Origin of the sequence: Paenibacillus sp. UMB4589-SE434, from assembly GCF_030226685.1 — a bacterium.
GTDB lineage: Bacteria > Bacillota > Bacilli > Paenibacillales > Paenibacillaceae > Paenibacillus_B.
The window spans coordinates 195,820-216,968 of the sequence record NZ_JASOYK010000003.1 but is presented as its reverse complement, the minus strand read 5'-3'; the positions used below and the strand labels follow the sequence as shown (position 1 = coordinate 216,968).

The following is a 21,149-nucleotide window of genomic DNA, read 5'->3' as shown; positions in this document are numbered from 1 at the left end:
CTCTGGAGGCCTATTGCTGGTAGGCTTAAGTTTGATGCCTGTCGGCTTCGCTGCTGTATGCACTTGAACAGCAGGCGATGGAGCACCAGGCTCAGTCGAAGCAAACGAACGTTGCAAAGCATCTCTCGATGCCGTCTGCTCATACTGACGATTTGACGATTCTGTTCGGAGTGTGTCTTGTTGAATCTGAGTCGTATGACCAACTGCGTCCATTGCTGCTAGAGACTGACCAAGTTGGCTGATCTGAATTGAGGCCTCGGCAGTTGGAAGCCGCTGACCATTACGTTGTGATGCATCCACTGAGTGCTCGTGATGACTATGCTGGCCTACGCTCTCGGACCGCGCAGACACGGACTTCCGTTGCCCAACCCAATAGTGTTCGCGTGCAAACACGTAAGTCGGCAAGCTTAGTCGCTGCGGAAGGACTCTTTGATACATCGGTTTCCAATCCATATCCAGCCCCCGCGCCCAGATTTCTGCCAGTTTATGATGCTTATCTTTGGCAAACCAGGCCTCAACCGCCAACTTCAAATCTTCGTCTGCGAACAACGAAACCAGATCTTTGCTTCGTTTGGTATGACCTCGGTACAAGCCCGAGATCGATTCTTCCCCTGAAACGTAAAGCATAAGTTTATCGCGCAATTGCTGCACAGACGCGACTACAATGCCAATTCGTTCTTCAAATGCCTGCCGGCCTGTCTGCAGTGTATAGGCTGCATTTGCAAGCTCGGAATCTTCCAGCTTGCCTGCATCCAGATAGGTCAGCCATTGAGCAGCCTGATCACGCAAGCGTTCTTCATTCCGCGCTGACAACACAACAACAACCGGTTTCACTTCTGTTGAAGATGTCCGCTCTGTTTTCTGCTTGATTGGCGGAATATACTCTTCAATGACCGCATGTGCATTGACGCCACCAAATCCGAATGAGCTTACTCCCGCGCGGCGCGGCACCACATTGCCATACTCATCACGGAGCGCTGTCCATTCCTGCTTATGCTGTACGATATAAAACGGGCTGTCCTTGAGCTGGATATACGGGTTCACCTCATCACAATGCAAGCTCTGGACAAGCGTCTGATGTTTGATTTGCAGTAGAACTTTGATCACACCAGCAACTCCTGCCGCCAGTTCCAAATGCCCAATATTGGTCTTGATTGAGCCCAGCCCACAATGCGATTGAGTTGTTGCTGGCAGACCACTTTTTTCATATAAGGCCTGGAACGCCGCTTTTAAGCCATTAATCTCGATCGGGTCACCCAGCTCAGTCCCTGTTCCGTGAGCCTCAATGTATGTCACCGTTCGAGGATCAATCCCTGCTTTGCCATACGCCGCTTGCAATAGAGCCGCTTGTGCCTTCGGGTTAGGAGCTGTTAATGATTGCGCACGCCCGCCATGATTAACGGCAGTCGCACGAATGACGCCATGGATCGTATCACCATCCCGTTCCGCCTCATCCAACCCTTTCAGTACCAGCATGCCTACACCTTCACCGCGAACGTACCCGTTGGCAGCAGCTGAGAAGGTCTTGCAACGACCATCCTCACTCAACATTCCCGCTTTGTTAAAGCTGATATGTGGTTCTGGCGACAAGATGGTGTTTACTCCACCGACAATGGCCATACGGCAACTACCATTCTGAATAGCCGCCACGGCACGGTCTAAGGCTACCAATGAACTGGAGCACGCCGTTTCGATCGGTTCACTTGGCCCGTGAAGGTCCATGAAATAACTGATTCGGTTAGGACCTACGGAAGAAACACTGCCGGTAGAAGTGTAGCCTTCAATCGGCAAGCCCGCACGATAGACATGCTCGCTGTATCCACTGCTCGCAGTACCGACAAATAGACCAGTGTCGGAACCTGCCAAGCTGGCAGCTGCATAACCAGCATCCTCCAGCGCCTTCCACGCATACGTCATCAACAGCCGCTGCTGCGGGTCCATCAGCTCCGCTTCTCGCGGTGAGATGCCAAAAAATTGCGGATCAAACTCAGCGATCCCATTCAGGAAGCCGCCCCATTTCACATTGGACTTGTTGGGCTCCATCGCAGGGTCACCGAAATAGGACTGCCAATCCCAACGATCAGCTGGAATTTCGGTAATGCAGTCCTTGCCTTGCAGCAGATTTGCCCACAATTCCTCCAGGTCATCAGCCATTGGAAACTTGCCGCTCATCCCAATAATAGCAACTTGTCCTGGCAGGGCTTGTTGATTAGATGCTGATCTCCCGCCTAGAGGGTCTGCGAGTGCTTGTTTGGCACTTATAAGTGGTCTTGTTTGATATTGTGATACGCCAGACAGGTCAGATGCAGAGGCTCTAGCTGTATGCTCTGTCCCATGTGTATGAGTAGAGCGGTGTAGAGAAGTTGATACGTTTGAGGCGTTCTGTGCAAAGCGTGCACGACGAGGTAACGGAGCTATATCCAGCTCGTCTACAGCTTTCAGGCTCCCAGCTTTGTTTAGCAGCTCTTCGCTCAGTGCTTCAGATGGCAGCAGCAATTGAGCAATCGTCTCGTAGTGTTCTTTAACCATGTAGTCGGCAAAGCTTTGGATCGTCGCGTACTCAAAAAAGATTGCCGGAGTTAGATCCACTTTAAATTGTTCATTTAATCGATTCGTCAGCTCCGTAAATGTAACTGAATCAAACCCATAATCGCTTAATTTTAGCTGTGGCTCAATATCTTGCGGCTTCACCTTAAGCAGTTGAGAGACCAGTCTGGCAAGCGTCTCTTCTATCGCTGTTGTAACAAGCGAAGCATGTCTGCCTGAGCCTCCTGTTTCTCCGCTTGTAGTGGCAGCAACAGCCGTAGCGGCTGCGGCCTCGTTCCAGCCTGACGTCTGCTTGGCGCCACGATCAGTACCCCTCTCATTGCCTGTCATACGCGTTCTCATCTGCGCCAAGTCGCCTTCCAACACGATTAGATGCGGCGCTTGCAGAGATAGCCCATCATATAATGCCTTTATTCCAGAGGCTGTTCGCATCGGAATAATGCCGAGGTGATGACGCAGTCGTTTCTCGTTCTCTACGTCTACCGTCATCCCCCCCTCTTGCCAGAGCGGCCAATCCAATGTTAAGGTGCTGCCTGAGCAAAGCCCAGTCTGCACCGCCTCTGTCCGCAATTTTGCATACGCGCTTGCAAAAGCATTAGCTGCCGCATAATCAGCTTGCCCTGCGTTGCCCAACGCTCCCGCAAGCGAACCGAAAATAATAAACAGATCGAGTGGGAAATGTCGGCTTGCCTGATCAAGGTGAACGATTCCCCTTGTCTTAGCAGCAAAGACCTCTGTCAATTCTGACGGGGTCTTCTTCAGGATGTAGCTATCACGTGTTACACCAGCGCTGTGGATAATACCATTCAACTTCCCGTAACGGGCATGAATAACATTCATAAGCGTATCAACCTGACTGCGATCCGCCACGTCTGTCTGCATATATTCAATCACAGCAAGCGGCGCTTCATTCCTTAATGCACTCAGCTTGTCTTGCACTCGTTCATCAAGTGGAGAACGACCAGTCAGCACCACTATCGGCCGCTCTGCACGATTAAGGATGTCTTTAGCTACAATCTGCCCAAGTCCTCCTGTGCCTCCCGTAACCAAGTAAACCCCTTCGTTTTGCCATGGCACTTTGCCAACTTGATCTTGAGTATTGTGCTCCTTCCATTCCTGCACGTAGCGCTTGTTATGACGATAACGAATATGAAGGTCGCCATGTTGGCTTTGGATGGCATTGACGCTTAACAGATGTGCCAGTTCAGCAAGCGTATTTGCGGATGAGGCTAGATTAGATGCCACCGACTCGGGCTTGTGGTCAAATTCGACTAACTGCCACAACAAACGCGGATGCTCCAAATGGGCCGTTCTCAGCATAGCGCTCAGACCTGCAAGGAGCTTGCCATCATCAGTGGTTGGGATGACTACTTGCAGCAGCACTTTATCTGTGCCGCCAGCTGTTAACACACGCTGAATATGTTCAAGCAAATGGATGGCATAATACTGAAAGTTCAGCCCTAAGTGCCGCTCGTCCGTCCGCAACGACAGGCAGGCAGCCCCTGTCATCTGGTCTGTGAGCAGTCGATCGTCTATATCTTCCAGCCCGCAAAGGAGAATATCATGGCGGGTCCACGGTGCTGCATGAGGCGTATGCACAGGCAGATCACTCGCCCGCCATGTTGGTTCATAGACCAGAACACCGACGCCCGACGCTTCCGCCTTAATTGTTCTGGCTGATAAGCCCAGAAGACGCCATAACACGTTGCCCGCTTCATCACATACGTCAATATCAAAGGTATGTGTCGTGTCTGAGGAAGGTCCGTTTGCGCTGAATCGTGCGATCGCCCACATTGTAGAAGTCGCTGTATCAAACATGTTCAATTCATGCAAAGCGTAAGGTACGGTTAAGGTGACTTGCGGTAGCTCATCCAAACTATCAGTTAACCCCTGTATCAGGACAAGCGTTGCCTGTAAGCTTGCATCCAGCAAGCCTGGATGCAGCATAAAAGGTGCGTCCGCTGCAGACCCAGATTCACGTTCGGGCAAACGCAGCTTGACTATAGCTGCATCTGTTCCTAGAAATATCTGTTCCATACAACGATGTTCTGCTCCATATTCGAGACCAGCTTGCTGAAAAGCTGAGTAATACTGTTCCGTGCTCCAGCGGCTTGGTCTGGTTGTTTCAAGTAAACGCTCCAACTGAATACGCGGTTGTTCGATCTCGGTACCAATCGTCACGCTGCCCTGCGTGAATGACGTCTCCGACTCTTTACCGTATATTTCAAACGCGATTCCGCCATTGTCCTCAGCAAACAAGCCAATATGGATTTCACCCTCATTCCCATTGATGACTATGGGTCTTGTCCATACGACATGCTTAAATGTTAGTCGTCGCTCTTGTTCCATTAGAGGCGCAGCGGCCTCAAATACAGCTGCCCGTACCATTTCCAAGCATGCAGCTGCTGGTAACACGCTGCGCCCGTTTATAACATGATCGGCCAAAAAACCTTCTTCGCCCGTAAAACGGGAACTAAACCGCTGCTCCGTTAAATCAGATGTATTCCGATGTAAAAGTGGATGCAAAACGGTTCCGGCTGCAGTTGGCACTTGCGTTGAATGAGACAGCACTGCATCTGCCTGCTCCACTTTAGGCACCCAGTACTTGTCGCCGGCAAATGGATAGGTTGGCAAATGAATTCTCCTTGGCGAAGAAACATAAAGTGTACGCCAATTCAGCCGAGCCCCTTTCACCCATTGCTCTGCTGCACTGCATAACTCGTTCTGGCTCATCCGACTGCGCAGCTCGACTGGAACAGCGGATTGCATCATCGCACCCTCGCTTCGATAGCTGCTGGAGGGGATTATCCCTGCTACCAGCTCTGTCAGTTTGCGGATTAGTTCATCTATAGAGCTCACAACACAAGCAAGACGCACTGCCATGGCTTCCCTACCAACTTGCAGGGTATAAGCCAACTCGGACAAGTGAATTTGCTGCTGATATTCGCCGTTCTCCACTACGTGGATTGAACCAGCCTTTGCAGGGCCAGTGGATGCAACCGAAGCCTCGTAGATATCGGCAAACTTCTCCCAATCATGTTCGAGCAACAGGTCTACCAACTCGTTAACGGAGCTTGCTTTGTACGTACATCCCTCCCAATCTGACAGTTCCCACAACTCCGCAAGCCGCTCGGATAAACGATGACGCAGCAAATGGTCCACGTTCTGGTCTAAGAAATAATGCGCAGCATCCAGCTCGCTTGCAGCAACATGAAGCAGTTCACCTAACTGCTGCAAGATGTCCGTTTTTACCTGTTCACGCAAGTCGGCCGTTGGCACCTGGTCGACTCCAGCAGCTTGTTTTGTTAAAAAGTAAAGCAGCTGCTGGGCGCTTGCTAGAAGTCTGTCTTCACTACGCGCAGACAGCGGGATGACTACTGCGCCTTGTTCCCCCCTCGCAGCATCCGACCTATTGGGTTGAATTCTGCTAGAATTCGGTACATACTCTTCAACAACCAAATGGGCATTACTTCCGAAAGCACCAAAGGAGCTTAGCCCAGCCCGTCTTGAATATATTTTTAGTTCACCATCGATCGCCAATTCAGGTCTTTGCCATGGTCCTCCATCACGTTCCAGATAAAAGGGGGTATCTGTAAACGGTATAAACGGATTCGCATCCTCGGCATGAAGGGACGGGAACAACTCGCCACGCTTCAGTTGCAGCAGCAGTTTCGTTAATCCAGCAATACCTGCTGCCGCCTCCAAATGCCCAATGTTGGACTTGGAAGAGCCGATTGCACAAAATTGCTTATCCTTCGTCCACGCAGAATAGGCACGGTTTAATCCTTGAATTTCAATCGGATCGCCAAGCGAAGTACCCGTTCCATGTGCTTCCACATAACTGATCGTACGTGGATTAACGGCAGACTTTCCAAGCGCCTCCTTGATAACTTCAGACTGTGCAATAGGGTCGGGAACCGTAGCACCGGATGTCTTGCCGACATGATTAATAGCAGAACCCTTTATAATACCGTAGATCGGATATCCCTCGCGCTCTGCCCGTGCAACAGTCGTTAACAGGACAGCACCTATCCCTTCACCAGGCACATAGCCATCGCCGCCTTCACCGAAACTGCGGCAGCGCCCGTCCGAGGACAGAAATTGCGCCTGCTTCAAGAACATATACTTGTGCGGATGCGTGACTAGATTGACACCCCCTGCAAGCGCAAAGTGGCATTCCCCACTACGAATACTTTCACGCGCTAGGTGAATTGCAGTTAGCGATGACGAACACATCGTGTCCACCGCCATAGATGGCCCGTGCAGGTTAAGGCTGTAGGATACCAAATTAGCAATTGCCGCAGGGCTGTTTCCAAATGACATTGGAACCCCTTGGTGGGCCAAATCTGCGCCAAACAGCTCATAATGACTCCAAAACACGCCTGCAAATACGCCTACCGTATGTTCCCCGCCAGATACGTAATGATGCTCGGCTCGGTCCTGATAATAACCGGCATCCTCACACGCCTCCCAAGCCGCTTGTAAAAATAAACGAGCCTGTGGATCCGTTGTCTCCGCCTGACGTGGTGACATATTAAAGAACAGTGGGTCAAATTTGTCGATGTCATCCACAAATCCGCCGAATTTATAAAAATGATCGACCTCATATCCAAAAGAATGCCCTTCCCATCTATCCTGTGGAAAGCCCGTTACGCAATCACGCTTGGCGAGAAGGTTGCGTTCGAATTGCTCCACATTTCCTGCAAGCGGATACCGTCCGGACAGTCCAATAACAGCAATATCGTCCGGTCCGTAACTGACCTCGATCTCGCTTGTGTCCTCGGAGAAGGAAGATAGAGGTTGGCTCGCATGGTTACCCATAAAGGTATCCTGTATAACCCCCGCCGCTCCATACAGCACAACAGCCTGTACTGTATCTGCCGCAAGCACCGCATCCAACGCCTGTAAGCCTGCCTCGTTAGGTAGCGGTCGCAGCCCGGAAGATGCAAACAGCATCCGTTCCATCTGCGCGTCGATTCGCATGCCCCCATTTGCCCATAACGGCCAATTGAAAGACACAGTTGCCCCATGTCGTGCCCCTGCTCGAACTTGCGCGTCCCGCTGCGCTGCGAACACATCCATAATTGCGTTAGCACTGGCATAGTCCGCCTGGCCGATATTGCCGATAACAGCGGAAATGGAGGAGAACAGCACAAAGAAATCCAATCGTTCTTCGCGACTTGCCTGATCGAGCGCATACAAGCCATGTACTTTAGGGTGAAATACTGCGCTTAGCTCGTCTGTATTTTTACGTACAATGTACTCATCCCTAATGACGCCTGCACTATGAATAATCCCGTTAACCGTACCAAACTGATCTTTTATGCGGCTGAAAGCGGCGGTTACCTCTGCATCATTACCCATATCCGCCTGCAGCACGATCACTTCTGAGCCTTGTTCTCGCAGACGCCTGACACGTTCTTCCTGTTCAGGTCCTAATGTTGAACGGCCGATTAATGCCAGTTTTACGGGGAAATGTGCCGTAATATGTTCCGCAACCAGTAGCCCTAGTCCGCCTAATCCCCCAGTGATCACATAAGTGCCGTTTGGCTTGTACGCAAGTTCGGATTGCTCAGGACTTTCTAAAGTGTACGGTTGTTTCCGGTTATAGTGCGGTATAGGCACCCATTGTCTGATATGACGTTCTCTAGTTGTACCTTTATAAAGTACCGTCTCTTCCCCGCGACTAATTGAGTTGGATTCCTGCTGCAACAACTTTATAACCTGGGGCATGGTCATCTTCAGCAGACCGTCTACCAGGATCACTTTACCGCCGATACGGGGCTGTTCTAGACTGGCTGTCTTTAACATTGCCTCCAATGCCGCTGCATAGGGCCCTAATTCATCATCCATATCCGCCACGACCAGGTAGCGTACTTGCTCAGTTGTACGCTGCTGGAGCTCATGTTGAATATGCTCAAGTGCCTGCTTAAACATGAGCTCGAGACGTGCGGGCACGGTCGTGAGCTCTGAATCCAGCGCCTCCACATCAGCAGCAGCCTCGGCAGATAGCACCGACTGCAGGCTTGTCCGCAGCTGAGAGGCAGCACCGAACAACCATAGCTTCTGCCGCACCCCCGGCTTGACCGACGCTGTACTTCCTAGGTCACCTAAGTGACTATTCGTCTCATTCCAGCCAACTGACTGACTGTTAGGGACACGCTCCCATTGGCGCTTGTACAATAAAAGCTCATGATCCACAGCCTCAGCATGTCCGGATGCGCTATCTTCCCCAGCGCGCTGCTGCTTCATCATATGTGCGTCTGTCAGTGAGGCGGCTGTTGATGAAGTTGATTCTTGCACACGGTCACCTTGCTTATTTGCCAGTGTGGATGCAGCGGCCTTCGGATCTTCATCAACTGAACTGTCAGGATTGGCAGCCTTATCTAAATAACGGCCTTCAGTGCGACCCTCATGTCCATCATTCGATTGCCGAAAAGCTTCGGCATACTGATCCGCCAAATACTCGGATAAGCGTTCAATCGTTGCGTATTCAAACAAAAGCGTCGGGTACAACTGCGCTTCTAGTCGCCGTTCCAGCAATTTGACAAGGCCAAGCAGCTCTGTGGAATCCAGTCCCAAATCGTAAAACCCAGTCTGTGTATTCAGAGCTGTCGGCGCGGTATTAAGGACAACTCCAATCTGCTCCCGCAAATAAGCTTCAGCGAGCAGTACAGGTTCTTGCTCCTCTACATTCCGCGCAGCGTCTGGGTCTGTTTGTACAGATGACAGCTCTTTGTCTACAGAAACAGAAAGTGTTTCTCTGCCTGAAGATGGGGCTCGTTCCTGCTCCAATTCCACCAAACGTTGTATCGATTGCAATTCTCGAATACGCTTTAACGTCAATCGTTCAAATTCAACCAGCAGTTCCCCTGCCGCATCGCGAATTTCTAAATTAGTAGAAAATACATCCAGTGCCCCTGACACATTGGCCTCATCTGCAGCTGACCGGTGTGTATACGTATAAATCGTACTTGGCAGCGTCTTATAAATACAGAAACGACCAATCATAAAAGGAATGTATGCTTTCCCCTCATCAAAATAATGACTGCGTTCTCCACTCAGACGGAACGAGTAGCCTGCAAAGGTTGAACCGTCAAGAAAAGCCGGATGAGCATAAAACTTAGAGCGATATTGTTCCGAAAGCTCCCCTAGCTGCAGCTCCATAATCTCTTCTTGTCCACGACGATAAACCGTTCCTAATGTCTTCATAAATGTGTAGTGGTTAATGTCCGCTTCTCGTGCTACGCCATAGACGTCATCCATGTCCCATTTTTGATCAGCCTGGTTCATCATGGACTTGATATCCTTGATCTTATTTGTCTGGCTCTGCTCCTGCCTCGTGAACAAGGTACATTCCATGTTAGCCTGCCATTCAGGCTCTACGACTTGGTCGCCACGTACCTTTCTGCTAGTCACCCGTACTTGAACATGCGTTGGTTCTGGTGTAAAAGTAACGTTGACTTCCTGATCAAACTGCGGTGATGTCACGATAGGCTGAATAAACAAAATATTGCGCAGCTCAATAGCCTGTGTGCCCAAATAGGGCAAGGATAAGCGATATACCATATCCAGTAGCGTTACTCCAGGCAGCGTACGAATCTGATGGACCAGATGGTCCCGAACGATATAGTTGGCATGCGTAACTCGCTGCAAGTAACTTTCTTGCTTTTGCATTTGACTAATCATTAGCAATGCTCCTTACCTCGTAATCTGGACAGGCTCAAAAAACCCTGCAAATGCGTCCTCTTCCACCGTCTCCTGCCCTCGATGCAATTCCTGTTCAACAAGCAGCGGTTGTGGCCAGAATCTTCGTCGGTTAAATGTCACTCTGTCGCCCTTTGGAACCAGAGTGGCGCGCAGTGACTCAGGAATCCCTTCATTGCTGACAATAATGTGTGCATTGTTCCCGCCTAATCCGAAGGAGCTGATGCCAGCTCTCAGCACGTGCTTCTCTGTTTGCCAAGACCGCGCCTCCCTCACCAGATAGAATGGAGAATCATCAAAATTAAACCTTGGGTTTGGATGACTGCAATTTAGCGTTGGGGGCAATTGCCCCGCCGTCATCGAGAGCAGCACTTTAATAATGCTGGCCGCGCCCGCCGCACTTAAAAGATGGCCCAAGTTCGTCTTGACACTGCCGACACCGCAATATTGCTTATTTGAAGTGTATTTGCCAAATACTTGCGTAAGTGCCTTCAATTCAATCGGATCTCCAATCAGAGTGCCTGTTCCATGCGCCTCTACATAAGTAATAGTGTCTGGATGGATGCCGCCATCCTCAATAGCCGCTTCTATCAGTTCACGCTGCGCTTCCGGGTTCGGCGTGGTCACACCCATCGTATTGCCGTCATTGTTAATCGCCGTACCGTCAATGACACCATATATTTTGTCACCATCTGCAATAGCAGCTTGTAATGGCTTCAACACAAGTACACCGCAGCCTTCGCCCAACCCAACGCCGTTTGCCGCAGAATCGAACGTGCGGCAGCGTCCTTCTGGCGACAATATTTTGGCTGCGCTCAAATCCAAATACATCGACTCGTCGAGCAGTATTTCCACGCCACCTGCAAGCGCCATCTCTGCTTCACCGCTCTGGATGCTGCGCACTGCCAAGTGAATAGCAGTCAACGAACTTGCACAAGCAGCATCAACGACCATATTAGGCCCCTTGAAGTTATAGATGTGAGATAAGTGGGCCGCTATAAAGTTTTGTCCTGTCGCGACGAGTACATCCTTCGAGGTAGCGCAATATTTACTACCGAAGTTGCTGGTTCGGGTACCCGTAAATACGCCCACTCGTTTGCCCCACAGGTCCCGTTTGCCAAAACCGGCATCTGCAAGCGCTTCGGCGCTGACCTCAAGCCATTGTCGCTGCAAAGGATCGATTTGCTCCGCCAATGCCTCCGAGATATGAAAATAGCTTGGATCAAAATATTCGATCTGCTCCAGAAATGCGCCCCATTTGCTAAGACTCTTGCCTGCTTGGTGCCCACTCGGATCGTAATAGTCCCGCCAATTCCAACGTGATAACGGAACTTCCCCAATGCTGTCTTTGCCAATGCGCAGGTTTTCCCAGTATGCTGCTAAATTAGACGCCTCCGGGAAGTGACACGCCATGCCGATAACGGCAATTTTATCCCGATTGGCGGCGGCCCTCTGTGATGCGGATGGTAAGCTGAGCTGTCGTATGGAGTTAACGGTTTTTTTGGTGCTAGTTCCCATTTCGGATCGAATATTCATATCTGTCTTTAAGTCTTTATGTGCGGTTATGTTAGGTTTTATGTCTTTGTGCAGGTTAGAAGGGGCTTGAATATTTGTGGTTGTGTTTGCTATTAGGGCCTCGCGATGATGTTCGATCAAATATTGCGTCATGCTCCCTATCGTTCCTTGTTCGATAAACGCAGCCGGGTCTACAGCTACCCCATGCAAGCTTCGATCCATCTGCCGCACAATTTGCGCCAGCATAATCGAGTCTATGCCAAATTCCTGAAAGGGCACATGACTTGCAAGCTTCGTTGGCTCTGTCTTTAACTCCTTGGCGAGCAAGGCTGTAAGCCATGCTTCTGTCTGCTTCAGCAGATCAGTATCTGATTCTTGTGTCAGGGAAGATTCCGTATGAGGCAACGCCATCTTAATGGCCTTTTCGTCTGATCGAGCAGAAGCATCGACCATGTAACGATCCAGCAGTCTTGCAGGATTCCACTTGTCCGGCTGCATGACTACTGGCATAACGACAGGGCCAATACCGCTTGATACAATCGTGTCCAGCCAATGCAGCCCTTCCTGATTCGTCAGGCTGTACAGGCCTGTATCGTCATAGGCTTTATTTCTCACCTCACCTAGTCCTGTCTCTTTCCAGCTTGGCCATTGTATGCTGACGATTGGGCACGTGGCATGATAAGCCTCTGCGGCATAATCCAAATAAGCATTCGCCATGGCATAATCACTTCTCCCTGCACCTAGCGTAGGGATGATGGCCGATACCGAGGAGAACAATACAAAGAAGCGTAAAGGCTCTGCCCTCAAGCTCGCTAATAACACTTCGAATCCGGTCGTCTTTGGTTCAGCCACCTGCAAGAATACGTCCAGAGGCTTGCGAATAAAGGCTGGATTATCCAAATCCCAGCTTCCCGCGCAATGAATAACACCAGCAATCGAGCCCCACTCGGCGCGAATCGCCTGTACATGCTGCTCCACAAGCTCTCGCTCTGACAGCGGCAAGGCCAGCACTTTAACTTGTGCTCCAAGTTCTTCAAGCTCACAAATAGCGTCAATCTTTGCTTTTGTAGTTGCTGGCAATTCCGTATCCCACAGTTCACGTGGTGGTAGCTCTTCCCTTCCGGTCAACACAAGCCGCTTGACGCCGTGTTGTTCAACATAATGCCGTGCGCAAAGGTAGCCTAGACCGCGTGTCCCTCCCGTAATCCACAACACTTCCTCTTCTGCAAAAGCAAGAGTCCGACTAATTTCATCGACGCCATTACGGGCTGGATCAAGCTGAGCATTAGCACCTAAGCCAGCTGCTCGAACGCTTTCAATTGCTTGCAGCTCTGCTTTGTACCGTACATTCTGTCGATAGCATACCTCTGCCGCTTCCCCACCTGCTTCCAACTCGGCGGCGATGATGTCTGCAATATGCTCTGCTGTCGCCAGCACATCTACATCAACGTGGCGTGAGATTAAATGTCGATATTCGCTTTGCAGCATCCGGCACAATGCTGCACGAGCGGCACCTGCACGATGGATCGACTCGTTTTGCAGCGCCTCAAGCCCCTGCGTAACGCCTAGTAGAATGAGTCCCTTCTCACGGCTTTGTTCTACGGCTTGCTGCAGCAGCGTAATCCCGTCCCATGTATGATCGGTTTCCGCCCACGGCCCGCAGCCTGTAACGTCTATCCAGGCACGAAATGTATCGGATGCCTGATCCTGTTGACCTGCTTGCACTGGTGATGCACTCTCGCGGAGCAGCACTACTTGATGCTTCGGCAGCTTCCGGCTAAGTATTAAGGCAATATGTTCTGTAGCTGGGCTGGTTAGTACCGCAATTGCCCCATCATACTCCCTCTCTTTAACTAAAGGCTGTGGCACCCACCTTTTCTGGAGGCAGTTCCATTCTCGTGTCTCTGCTGTCTCCAACTCTTCCTCCAGTGTCTGCTCTACCTTTAATAGATTAACCTGAAGCCCTTTTACAGCAAGCTGGCATGTCCCTTCTGAGTCATACAACAGCATGTCGATCTCAAGCAAATCATCCTGCTCATCCTTGACTTGCCTTTGAACCATGACCCACATATCAGAGGTGCACGCCCCGTAAATATCTAGTTCATGTAATGCCATGGGTAGCCCGCCCCCACGCCAAGTGAATTGTCCGGATAGCGCAATATCACTTTCTACCGCGCTCTCAATCGCTGCCTCCAGCAATTCGGGATGGAGCATAATCGAGTCTGTTGTTGTGTTGATTGACGGTAATTGTATGCGAGCAAGATGCTTTCCGTCTTGATGATAAGCCGCCTTAATATAAGGCATGTTAGCAGGGATACTTAACACCTTCCAGCTTAGACCCAACTCCGTCACGACTAATGATGCTTCTTTCTCCGCCGCTGTATGAGACAGCCACTGCACCTGACCCTGACAGTAAATAGAATCCTGGCCATTCGCCGGAGCATCCCGATATATTTCGTATCCAATATCCCCGTCTGCGAGTGGCACTAGTGCAGTATGCACCTCATGCTGCTCTGTATCAGCGCTGATCGATTCAGGCCATATCACATCATGCAGCCGAATATAAAATGATTCGGCTTTGCGCGCTGCCGTCGTGTCTGACAGCGACAGTGCAGCACGGGCCATTTCCAGGCACGACAGTGCAGAGAAGCTTGAGCCGGAGCTGGGACATTCTGATATGGCTGTCAGTAAACCGCCTTCCTGACCTGACCATATCGAGCTGTATCGATGCTCCTGCAGGTTGGAAGTGTTGCGATGCAAGTAGGGATGGAGAAAATCGTGTTTTGGAAGCTCAAGAAGCGTAGTGGAATGCTGCGCTTCGTTCGCCTGCACAGGTCGTGGCAGCCAGTATCTCTCTTTTGCGAATGGGTATGTCGGCAATGCCAGCCGTTTGTATGCAGTATGTTCAAACAGAGCAGCTGTGTCCCAATGTTCACCTTCTACATATCGCTCCGCAAGTTTAATCAGCTTATCTCTGTAGGCTGCACTGCTGTTCCCTTTGCTTGAGATCCCTTTGCGAACATGTATCGCGGTGCTGTCTTTCACCGTTGTATGTACATCTTCTTGTCCCACATAACAACCTTCCGCATCTTCTCCAGCGATGATTCGTGCTAACTTTTGCCTAAGCTCTTCGTTACTTGAAACAACAAGGGCTGATCTTACCCCGAAATGCTCTCTGCCGACGAGCAATGTCGCGCTTATATCCAGCAAACTTTCCTGCTCTTCATCCTGTTTCAGCCAAGCCGCTAATGCTATTTGCTTCGCCTTTAGCGCCTCAGCCGTCTTCGCCGACAAGCAAATCAAGTAATATGGATAACTGTTCTTTCGCCCTTTCTTACGCTGCTGTTCGGGGGCTTCTTCTAGTAAAATATGTGCATTGGTGCCACCAAACCCGAACGAGCTGACGCCTGCTCGCCGCGGTAACGCATTTCCTTCATTATCTCTGAGCGCTTTCCATGGCTTGTGTGTATCCAGCATATAAAAAGGGGTATGACGAAGCTTAATTCGATGATTCAGACGCTGAAAATGATGGAGCTTGGGCAACTGCTTATGTTTAAAGGCGAGCAGTGTCTTCATAACCCCAGCCATACCAGCTGCCGCTTCCAGATGCCCGATGTTGGACTTCACTGCACCTAGTCCGCAATAGCCTTTCTTAAGTACAGCTCCTTCCTCTGTCGCAAGCTGCTGAAACGCCGTACACAGCCCCTGAAACTCAAGGGGGTCCCCTTTAGGTGTGCCTGTTCCATGAGCTTCGATGTAACTAACACTCAATGGGGATACGCCTGCTCGGCGATAAGCCTCACAAATGACCTCTGCTTGTGCTTCTGGATTTGGATACGTTAACGTATGCGTCTTGCCGTTATGATTTATGGCACTGCCTTTAACAATTCCATAAATTCGATCTCCGTCAGCGAGAGCCTGAGCTAATGGCTTGAGCACCACCATGCCTGCGCCTTCGCTGCGAACGTAGCCATCTGCGCTGTCGTCAAACGTCTTGCAGGAGCCTGTCGGAGACAGCATGCCTGTCTTGGCGAACGAGATATGGCGAGTCGGTGTCAGCAGCAGGTTGACGCCGCCGGCAAGCGCTACTTTACACTCGCCCGCTTGCAGCGACTGCACAGCTGCATGAATAGCATTCAATGAGCTGGAACAAGCAGTATCGATCGGAAGGCTTGGTCCTTTAAAATTAAAAAAGTAGGAGATTCGATTGGCGATAACTGCAGAAGCAGTTCCTGTGGAATGATACGTCTGAATGACTAACGAAGGATGTTCTTGAAGTTCTTTATAGTCGTAATTAAATACGCCGATGTACACGCCTACATTGGAGCCTGATAAGCGCGAGGGGGTAATTCCCGCATCCTCAAAGCTGTTCCAGGCCAGCTCCAACATGATGCGCTGTTGAGGATCCATCGTCTCCGCTTCCCGGGCCGACAGACCAAAGAATTGAGGATCGAAGGCATCCACATCGTCTATAAATCCCCCCCATTTGCTGTAACTTGTATTTCCTTCTCCATGCGTATCTCCCCAATAGGATGTCCAATCCCAACGATCATGCGGTATCTCATTTACACTGGAACGGTCTTCTGCGAGCAGTTCCCAGAATGCATCGTAATGTGCGGCTCCCGGGAATCGACAAGCCATGCCAACGATGGCAATCTCCTTTCCCTCCACAACTTGCTCTGGCGCATCAACTTCGCCACTTGTATGGTCCATACTGTACATCCGCCTCCTGAACAGAATTAAGACACGCCAAACAGACTGAACAATAAAAACGTTCAGTCTGTGCTTATCCCTTGCTTGCGCATTTCGATGTGAATGTGACCTGCTCATCCGGTCTTATCTAAGACTCACGTCACCCACGGCTTCGTTATGTCGACCTTACTTGAGCGAACTCATGCAGATACTTCAACAGCACATCCATTTCTGCATCTGTACCGATGGTAATTCGCAGCTTGTCCGACAGTCGCGGAGCGTCAAAATGGCGAACGTAAACTTGTCTGCCCTTCAAATACTCGTAAATATCAATCGCGCTGTCATGCACTGGCTTACATAATACAAAGTTGGCCTCTGAAGGCAGCACTTCAAAACCAAGGTCTGTCAGCGCCGCTGTTACCCGTGCGCGAGTAGCCACTATCCGCTTGACAGTGCTTTGCAAGTAAGTTTGATCTTTAAAGGCTGCTTCCGCCAGTAATTGGCTTAAATGACTCACGTTATAGGAATCTCTGCATTTGTCCAATGCATGCACAAGTGCAGGATCGGCCAAACTGTAGCCTACACGGATTCCACATAATGAGTAGGATTTGGAAAAAGTACGCAGCACAACCAGATTAGGATATTTTCCAACAAGCTCGCATGCAGAGGCTGCTGCGGGTGCGAAGTCCATATAGGCCTCATCAATGACTACAAGCCCATCATAACGCTGCAGCAATTCCTCAATCTCGGCCAAGGGCAGCATCAATCCGGTCTGCGCGTTAGGATTGGCAATAAATATGCCCTTCGCTCCTGTCTGTACTAGTGCCTGTATATCGATTGTGAAGTCATCTCTTGTTGGCACGTATTCCGTGTGAACACGGTGGATATCAGCAATCGTTTTGTATAACGTATACGTAGGGTAAGGCGTAGCAATGGAGTCTTGTTCCTCAAAACAAACTTGGAAAATGTAAGAAATAATCTCATCAGAACCGTTGCCACAAAATAGATGATCAGAGGACAACTGGTAATGTGCCGCGATCAACTGCCGCAAGCTTTGGCTAGTCGCGTCAGGATAATAACGGAGCTGAGCATAATCAAATCCACCCAGCACTTCTTGTACTTGAGGCGAGGGAGGATAAGGATTCTCGTTGGCGTTGATCTTGATAACGCGGCCGTCCATCTGAGGTTGAATTCCCGGCACATAGGGTGCAAGCTGCTCTATCGACTGTTTAATATACATAGACTACCTCCAAGCCTGCAAATTGAGATGCTCCCAAAATCATAGCAATTAATGGTAAACATTTCAATTCAAATCCTACGATTTATGTCGCATATTGCAACACTTGTCGACGCAGCAGTTCAGCGGTCTCGTCGCATAGTTTGCGGCCAATCTCATCAACATGACGTTGCTGCCAATGCTCTAGATTAGTACCTTTCACCCATTGATTAAAGGCACCTAGTGCTGGTCCGCAATGAATCTGATAGTTTACACGCTGTGCTGGATCTCCGTTAATCGCTGCCAGATTCGACATCGCAAAATACCATTTAAAAATAAGCGCCATCTTATGCTTCGAATCCCGTTCCGCTTTTTCGGTTTCTGCCTTCGATTTGTAAGCTCGAACTGCAGCGTACACTTCATCAAACGTCTTCTGAAAAAACTTCTCCTCAATCATCTGCCGTGTGCGCTCATCGATCTGTTCAATCGAATCGAAATTACGATAAAGCTCATATAATTTATTTGCCCGAGCAGAAAAAAATCCGCCCTTCTTTAATACTTGAACCTTTGCACCAAGCTCAAACATATCACCTGCCGGAGCATAATCCATATCTTGAATATCCGCCTGCTGCAGCAGTTCTTTAACCGATTCGCTAGTATTTGCCTCGACCGTGCATTGATTGATCGATCCTGTTACCAAGTAATCTGCTCCCATCATGTAAGCGGCGAGTGCTGCCTCAGGAGTTCCTATCCCCCCAGCTGCCCCTATTCGAATTCGCTTGTTGTAACCAAAGCGCTTCATATAGTCATCCCGCAGACGGATCATAGCCGGCAGCAGTGTATAAGGAGAACGATGATCTGTATGTCCACCAGAATCAGCCTCTACCGAAATGTCATCCGCCATTGGAACTTCCCTTAACAGCGCAGCTGACTCAGGTGTGATGCTTCCTGCAAGCAGCAGCTTGGATATGATGCGTTCTGGAGCGGGGCTTAAAAATGAAGTCGCCACCTCCGGTCGTGATACTTTTGCGATGATACAATTTCTAATCTGCACACTCCCATCTGAATGACGACTTAATCCGCAAGCACGGTAGCGAACCAGAGCAGCATTTACACTCATATAAGCAGAAGCCTCGACAAGTTTCACACCATATTGGACATACAGATCAACCAGCTGCTCTTCCTTCTCTGGGTGCTCTGGATCATGCAGAAGATTAATCCCATAAGACTCCCCGCTCGACAATTGCTGTTGAATGGTGCGAATCGCTGCTTCGACTCGATCAAGGCTGAGTCCCCCAGCTCCGAACACACCCAGCATACCTGCTTGGCCTGCTCGCACGACCATTTGTTCAGAGGCGATCCCTTTGTACATGGCTCCAACCATATAAGCATATTGAAGCCCATAATCCCGCTTGAATTGAGGATCACCAAGCGTCATCCCGATCGTATCTTGTACCCATCGTGATTCGTCCGGCTGATCAAGCTGCCGAACTTCCTCAGCAGGAATATCGTTCGGAACAAGAAGCGGGGTCGCTTCCTTCCGAATGGATGCGATCAGCTTCGTTAATACATTGCCAGGTCCAATCTCCCGATATTCCTCTACCCCCAGTCCCATCAAATACCGAATCGTATCGGTCCACCTTACCGAATGTGTAATCTGACTTGCTAAATGCTGTTTCAGTTGATGCTGTTCATATGGTCTTGCCGTCACGTTTGATACAACAGGAATAGTCAGAGTGCCAAAGGAGAATTCACTTAGAAAAACGCCAAAACTATCGTAAGCTGCTGTCATCATACGAGAGTGGAATGCACCACTCACCTTTAGCGGAATAACGAGGCGGGCACCAGCTGCCTCGCACGCCTGCTGTGCTTGCAGCATATCCGCCTGCGGACCTGAGATCACAATTTGCGTTAAATTGTTGTAATTGGCGATATCGATCTGATCAAGACCGTGATCCTCAAGTGCTTGTCGAAGTTTGTCCTCGTCTAGTCCGATTACTGCAGCCATTCCCCCACCGCTAGCCTGGCTCATTAAAACACCGCGGCGCTGCACAAGACGAAGCCCGGTTTCAAAGTCAAAGGCTCCCGCGGCGTATAGCGCATTGTACTCCCCTAAGCTGTGACCGGCGACAATATTCGGGAGACCAAACTCGTTTAACGCCTTCAAATAATGCAGCGCATTAACAACATATAGCGCAGGTTGCGTATACTGAGTCTGACCAAGCAAGTTATTTGGGTCCTCCACACACAGTTCCTTGATTGAATACCCCAAAATGCGGTCGGCCAGAGCCGTCATTTCCGAATATTCGTCAAATAATCCCTCTCCCATACCGCGCTGCTGAGAACCCTGCCCGGGAAATACATATGCCCTCATTGATTTCGCCTCCTTATGATTCGACTTATGATTCGAAGTATAGTCCGGCTTGGATATTTTCTTATTGTCCGACTTATGAGGCGACGCGTACTCCCCTTTATCCGCCGACTTATGATTTGATGTGATTCTTGTTCGAGTATGCTTTTGCATTTGCTTCAGACTGTCCCAATTAGCAGCATCTTGTCGAAAACGAGACATAATTGTCTTCATTTCCGACTCGGATTGTGTCGCAAGGCACCGCTTGGCCATATTCGCCATTCCCCCGGAAGGACCTAGATCGATAAACACAGCTGGTCCTTCATGCTCAAGTGTCTCAAAGCTTTTCTGGAGCGAAATAGGCTGGCGGATAACTTGCCACAAGTAATCCGTTTGCAGCTCCTGCAGCGGTCTGCCGTCTACTCCTGATACGAGGGTAAGGTTCCCAGGCATGAATTTCTTTTGTGACAAATAGTGTTTATAGGGTGCTGCTGCATGGTCGATAAATCTGGAATGAAAAGCATGGGACACGGGGAGAAGTTCACGTACAATATACTGTTGATGCAAGTAAGTCTGAACAGCCTGAATTGCTGCTTGGTTCCCTGTAATGACGAAGTGGGTGTCCGACAGCTGAGCAGCAAGCTCACTATGTTCATGCAGAAGGCCGTTATCCGTATAGATAGATACATTATCCAAAATTGCAAGCATGCCGCCTGCTGCACAATAGGTGTCAAGGGTCTTTGCCTGCTCGATAACCATCTCTAGGCCATCTTGCCACCCCATCATCCCTGCCGCAGTCGCAGCAGCAAATTCACCCATACTTTCGCCCAGCACATAATCTGGATATATACCGTACGAGAACATGAGCTGAGTCATCGCAGTCTCAATCATATAAATAGCAGGATGCGTAAACAAAGTACGATCAAACGGCTCTGACTGCTTCTGCTTCGGATCATACAGCTTGTCGAGCACCGATTCACCAATCATCGCAGCGGCAGCTTGATCAAGTCGAAGCATCCAGTCGCGGAACACTGGCTCCTGCTCGAATAATGCTCGTCCCATCCCATAATATTGAGACCCTTGCCCAGCGTACATAAACACAATCGATTTGCTCATAAGTTA

The 21,149-nt window shown here is 49.9% G+C and carries 3 protein-coding genes and 2 pseudogenes; all 5 read right to left on the bottom strand.

Going from position 1 to position 21,149, the window contains the following annotated elements; all coding sequences use genetic code 11:
• Positions 1-348 precede the first annotated feature (348 nt).
• A pseudogene (locus tag QP775_RS13530) lies at positions 349-2,877 on the bottom strand (type I polyketide synthase); the annotation flags it as partial.
• A 177-nt stretch (positions 2,878-3,054) separates the two neighbouring features.
• Positions 3,055-10,224, bottom strand: a pseudogene (locus tag QP775_RS13525) (SDR family NAD(P)-dependent oxidoreductase); the annotation flags it as partial.
• Between the two features lie 24 nt (positions 10,225-10,248).
• Entirely contained in the window at positions 10,249-16,482 is a 6,234-nt protein-coding gene (locus QP775_RS13520) for a type I polyketide synthase (protein ID WP_285106725.1), read from the bottom strand.
• 154 nt (positions 16,483-16,636) lie between these two features.
• On the bottom strand, positions 16,637-17,701 hold the full coding sequence (hisC, locus tag QP775_RS13515) for a histidinol-phosphate transaminase (RefSeq protein ID WP_285106723.1): 1,065 nt from the start codon (positions 17,699-17,701) through the stop codon (positions 16,637-16,639).
• A gap of 82 nt (positions 17,702-17,783) precedes the next feature.
• Positions 17,784-21,143, bottom strand: a complete 3,360-nt coding sequence (fabD, locus tag QP775_RS13510; protein ID WP_285106721.1) for an ACP S-malonyltransferase — start codon at positions 21,141-21,143, stop codon at positions 17,784-17,786.
• Positions 21,144-21,149: the final 6 nt, after the last annotated feature.